Annotated in this window: 7 protein-coding genes and 1 tRNA gene; 4 read left to right on the top strand and 4 right to left on the bottom strand. The window is 45.2% G+C overall.

Annotation, left to right across the window (positions count from 1 at the left end; genetic code table 11):
- The 3 genes from K8S15_05545 to K8S15_05535 form a co-directional block, all read right to left on the bottom strand.
- Nucleotides 1-87: transfer RNA gene (locus K8S15_05545), tRNA-Leu, on the bottom strand.
- A 14-nt stretch (nucleotides 88-101) separates the two neighbouring features.
- The gene (gene secG, locus K8S15_05540; GenBank protein ID MCD4775500.1) at nucleotides 102-326 is read right to left on the bottom strand and encodes a preprotein translocase subunit SecG; all 225 of its coding nucleotides are present in this window, start codon (nucleotides 324-326) and stop codon (nucleotides 102-104) included.
- Between the two features lie 81 nt (nucleotides 327-407).
- Nucleotides 408-938 carry a peptidoglycan recognition protein family protein gene (locus K8S15_05535; GenBank protein MCD4775499.1) on the bottom strand — a complete coding sequence of 177 codons (531 nt, stop codon included), beginning with the start codon at nucleotides 936-938 and terminating at the stop codon, nucleotides 408-410.
- Between the two features lie 75 nt (nucleotides 939-1,013).
- Here K8S15_05535 and K8S15_05530 point away from each other — a divergent pair, with 75 nt between their 5' ends.
- The 3 genes from K8S15_05530 to K8S15_05520 are packed head-to-tail and all read left to right on the top strand — an operon-like array spanning nucleotide 1,014 to nucleotide 3,023.
- A complete protein-coding gene (locus K8S15_05530) occupies nucleotides 1,014-1,346 on the top strand; it encodes a hypothetical protein (GenBank protein MCD4775498.1) in 333 nt (110 codons plus the stop codon).
- A complete protein-coding gene (locus K8S15_05525) occupies nucleotides 1,343-2,056 on the top strand; it encodes a hypothetical protein (GenBank protein MCD4775497.1) in 714 nt (237 codons plus the stop codon). The genes K8S15_05530 and K8S15_05525 overlap by 4 nt, the downstream gene beginning before the upstream one ends.
- On the top strand, nucleotides 2,034-3,023 hold the full coding sequence (locus K8S15_05520) for a diacylglycerol kinase family lipid kinase (protein ID MCD4775496.1): 990 nt from the start codon (nucleotides 2,034-2,036) through the stop codon (nucleotides 3,021-3,023). Before K8S15_05525 ends, K8S15_05520 begins: the two co-directional genes overlap by 23 nt.
- Nucleotides 3,024-3,131: 108 nt before the next feature.
- On the opposite strand, the gene K8S15_05515 is transcribed toward K8S15_05520, so the two are convergent.
- Nucleotides 3,132-3,794 (bottom strand): HAD family hydrolase, encoded by a 663-nt coding sequence (locus K8S15_05515; protein ID MCD4775495.1) that lies wholly within the window; start codon nucleotides 3,792-3,794, stop codon nucleotides 3,132-3,134.
- 101 nt (nucleotides 3,795-3,895) lie between these two features.
- Between K8S15_05515 and K8S15_05510 the strand changes: the two genes are divergently transcribed.
- Nucleotides 3,896-4,078 (top strand): DUF6485 family protein, encoded by a 183-nt coding sequence (locus tag K8S15_05510; protein ID MCD4775494.1) that lies wholly within the window; start codon nucleotides 3,896-3,898, stop codon nucleotides 4,076-4,078.
- The last annotated feature ends 47 nt before the right edge of the window (nucleotides 4,079-4,125 follow it).

The raw sequence follows: 4,125 nt of genomic DNA, 5'->3' as shown, positions 1-4,125 counted from the left end.
TGGTACCGGGGACGGGACTTGAACCCGTACAGGCAATTGCCCACTAGGTCCTTAACCTAGCGTGTCTGCCAATTCCACCACCCCGGTTCTGAATTCAGAAGTTAGAATATCGCCAGAAGAAATGAAGTGGCCATAAACAGCACTGCGAGAATCGTTGTTGCTTTTGACAACATGGTTGCGGCACCGCGATTCCCAAATGAGGCCGTTAAAGCTCCTCCGCCACCGAAGGCACCGGAGAGACCGTCTCCTTTGGATTTCTGCAGTAACACTACAGCTACCAGAAGCACACAGATTATAAAATGTACGAATGTCAGAATAGTAATCATGTTTTATTTATCCCTTCCAGAAGACGCAGATATACAAAACAGTATGGCATCTGGCAAGTCCGACTGTGGAAAACGGGACTGCTAAAGAGTTTCGGTTATCCATTTGCTGGTAACTTTGTCACCGGGACATTCCGTGTTACAGCCCGGCACATCCCTGTGCAGAACAATGTCAGCTCTGGATAGTCCGTTTTCGACAATCAGTTCTCTCAGTAATACTGTCAGCGAGTGCCGCTGTTTTTCTGTCGGATAAAAGAGGTTGAAATTTCCCACAAGACAGATACCGATGGAATTGTTATTGTGTTTCCTGGCATGAGCTCCCACAGACCAGATGGGTCTTCCTGATTCTATCTCCCCATCTTCGGACAGGGTTCCGTTACCTATTACAAAATGGTAACCAATATCAACCCAGCCGTTAACAGCTCTGTGCAGAGCTCTGAAAACCCTTGCGCATCCTGTTTCCGTTGCCGAATGGTGTATAACCAGCGAATCTACTTTATCCAATCGGACATATTGATTTTCGGAAGGTCTTTCTCCGGCCACATTAATTTCATCGTCACTGATGTCCTGCATATCATGAAGATTACTTCTCAGCCATTGGGCAGAGGATTGCATAGTTTGCACTCCTTTATACATAATACATATTATAGTATCGTATTGAATAAAAGCACTAAAGAATAAGGAGGAGTGATGAGAAAAACATTGATGGTACTGCTACCTGCTATACTGATATTATCGGCAGGATGTGATGACAGTACCTACCCGTTCGACCAGGTAACCGATGAATTCACATTTACATACGATCTTCCCAACGATGGGGTTGTGAATTTAATTGCTCTTAACTGCTACATGAAAAACGTAAGAACCATTCTATCAGATACAACACAGACTTCGGGAAACCATTCCTCGTCATGGAATCTTCAGAACGAAAACGGTGTGCGTATTCCCGACGGACTCTATTACATAAGGATAATACTCGATGACAATGTAATTGAGACAAAGATGATAGAGGTGCACAAATGACGCTGCTGATGCTACTCCTATGCACGGTCGGACAACCTTCGGATAACGTGGACAATTCCTTTTCCCCCGGATTCAGAATTGGTCCTTCATTCATCGCGTCCTTTCCTTCAATGCAGGATGAAAAGGATTTCGCGGATATGAACACCGCGGCAGGATTGGATTTCGAGCTGGGCAGTGTAGCCTGGGGAGGATCAATTGAAATTCTTGGAGATATCAGTGAGAAATTCAGATTCCGGGGAAGTATGGGTATTTCCAGACTTCATGGTGCTTACGAGGATGAGTACGATCCGATGAGTTACATCCTGGTGGGCATATTCACGGGTGGCCTGGGATTCTTATTCGGTGAAACCGAGGATGTCGTTGATCTTAACGATCAGGCCTTCACTATTGAAGCCCAGGCTTACTACGTTCTAACCCGTACACCAGGGTTGTCCGTATCCGCCGGGGCCGGTCCGGTTTACACATGGGCCACCAGAAAACTGGATTCTCCGAATACATCCACCTCCGGAAGCGGGAGCGGAATAGGTTTCGCGGCTTCTCTAAGGCTGGATCAGGAATCAACCGTGAAGATGGGCTGTATTCCCTTAATGTTCGGTGTTGAGGCTGGATACAAAATGAATAAAGTAACCATCGATGATGAGGAAGCAGATAATTTCGAGCTGGATTTTTCCGGTCCCTTCGTAAAGGTTGGATCATATATCGGAATTTAGCAAGCCGTGTAACAGACCGGTTTCAGATGGTTCATCATGGCTGATTCTTGCGAACCCTGAAGCCGGTCATGGCATATCGGATAAAAATCTGACAGATATCGCCAATCTGTTCAAATCTAATCACATCGAGCATGAAATACTTGCGTCGGAATCGTACGGACAATTGTTCGATTGCGCTTCAACCGCAGCCGATATGGGCTATAAAGGTGTTATCGCCTACGGGGGCGATGGAACAGCCAGTCAGATTGCAGCCGGAATCATTCATGGCAAAATCAGAATTCCACTTTCGATACTACCTGCAGGAAACGGTAACGACTGGGCCAGAACCGCAGGTATCAAAACTTTCGAGGATACTGTTGAATCAGTTCTCGGTGATGTCAGATGTGATATGGACGCTGCCCAATGTGTGATTTCAGACACTAACGGAAATACCTTTCATTCTTCTGTATTTATAAACTCGGCCGGGATAGGACTGGATGCATATGTTCTTCAGAAGGCTCTCAGACAGAGGAAGAAGATCTCCCTTGGCAGACTGGGATATGCTTTCGCCCTTATTTCAACCTTGCTGGAAAGGCCACTCTGGGAGGGCAGGATGATAGTTGATGAAGCTGAAGTGTATTCAGGAAAGTATTTAAGCCTGACTTCGGGAGTTTGTCCCTATATAGGAGGGGGAATGATGCTTTCCCCTTCCTCCTTCCCCTTCGATGACATGCTGGATACTGCGATGGTCAAGCCAATTTCCCGGACTCGGTTTATCCGAAGTGTTCCTATGTTATTCCGGGGCAGCATCCTGAAAAACCACGCTGTCATATCCTGGCGCAGTAAGGAGTTTAGACTTGAAGCTGTGGGAAGCACCAGGATTGAACTTGATGGAGAACTGGTATCTCAAATACCAGACAACGCGACTGTGATCCTTAAATCCATACCATCAGCCATCTGTGTAATGGGTGCCGGGCCCAACATCTAAACATTATGTCTTATTAATATATTATTGTGCCTAATATTATGTTTATGGTTCAATATCTAAACACCAATAAGCATTGCTATTATTTCACTTGTAGCAAGTGTTCAGATGTTAGCTACGGTACCTTTTTACGATTTCCACGATCTCTCCGGGGCTCTCAACTATGTATTCAGCACCGTGTTCCAGCAGAAGAGATACATCCCTGAATCCCCATGATACACCAATAGCAATCATTCCAGAATTCACAGCTGTCTCCATATCAACATCGCTGTCACCAACCATCAATGTATTCCCGGAAAGAGTTCCGAACTTATCGATAATCGGTATAACAACATCCGGCGAAGGCTTCATTAAGCAGCCGGGTTCAACTCCATTGATCGAGATAAAAGGTATATCGCTGAAATACAAATCCACAGCCTTTTCGGCTGAATTCTGGGGTTTGTTAGTAAGCACGGCCATCGGTACATGCTCAACCTGAAGACTTTGCAGTAGCTCTCTTATCCCAGGATAGGGACGGGTTTTTACAGAACCCCGTTCGAGATAAGTTTCCCTGATCTGATCAGATATTTTCATAACGCTTTCATCTGTTGCGATACCTGATGGGATAAGCTTTCGCACCAGCTCCTCAACTCCCTTGCCTACTGCAAGCCTTATTTCATCAATAGGTTTGTCGGGTATTCCGTTGGAATTCAGTACGCTGTTCACCACATCACAAATATCTTCAAGAGTATCGAGAAGTGTTCCATCCAGATCAAAAATAACGGCTTCTATCATAGAGTTGTCCTCTTTCAGTATTCACTGTATACATCAGATATGATTTTCATTCAGAAGATAATAGCATAATAACAGATTCATATTCAGAGGAGTGAAACACCGTGACCGATAGAAATGAGAATTGCCCCTGTACCTATCCGGGATGCCCCCGGCATGGAAACTGCAAAGAGTGTATTGCATATCACAGAAGAATGGGGGAATTCACTGCGTGCGCGTTCTCGCCAGAGGCTGAGAAAACATGGGACAGATCGTTTAAAAAACTTGCAGAAGATAGAAAGAAATAGGATATAAAAGGACAAAATGTTTAGTTGTTAGGCCCGGCACCTAAAGG

The sequence above is a fragment of the Candidatus Aegiribacteria sp. genome, from assembly GCA_021108005.1.
In the GTDB taxonomy this organism is placed as follows: Bacteria; Fermentibacterota; Fermentibacteria; order Fermentibacterales; family JCC-6; genus Aegiribacteria.
This window is presented reverse-complemented; position numbering and strand designations above follow the sequence as displayed.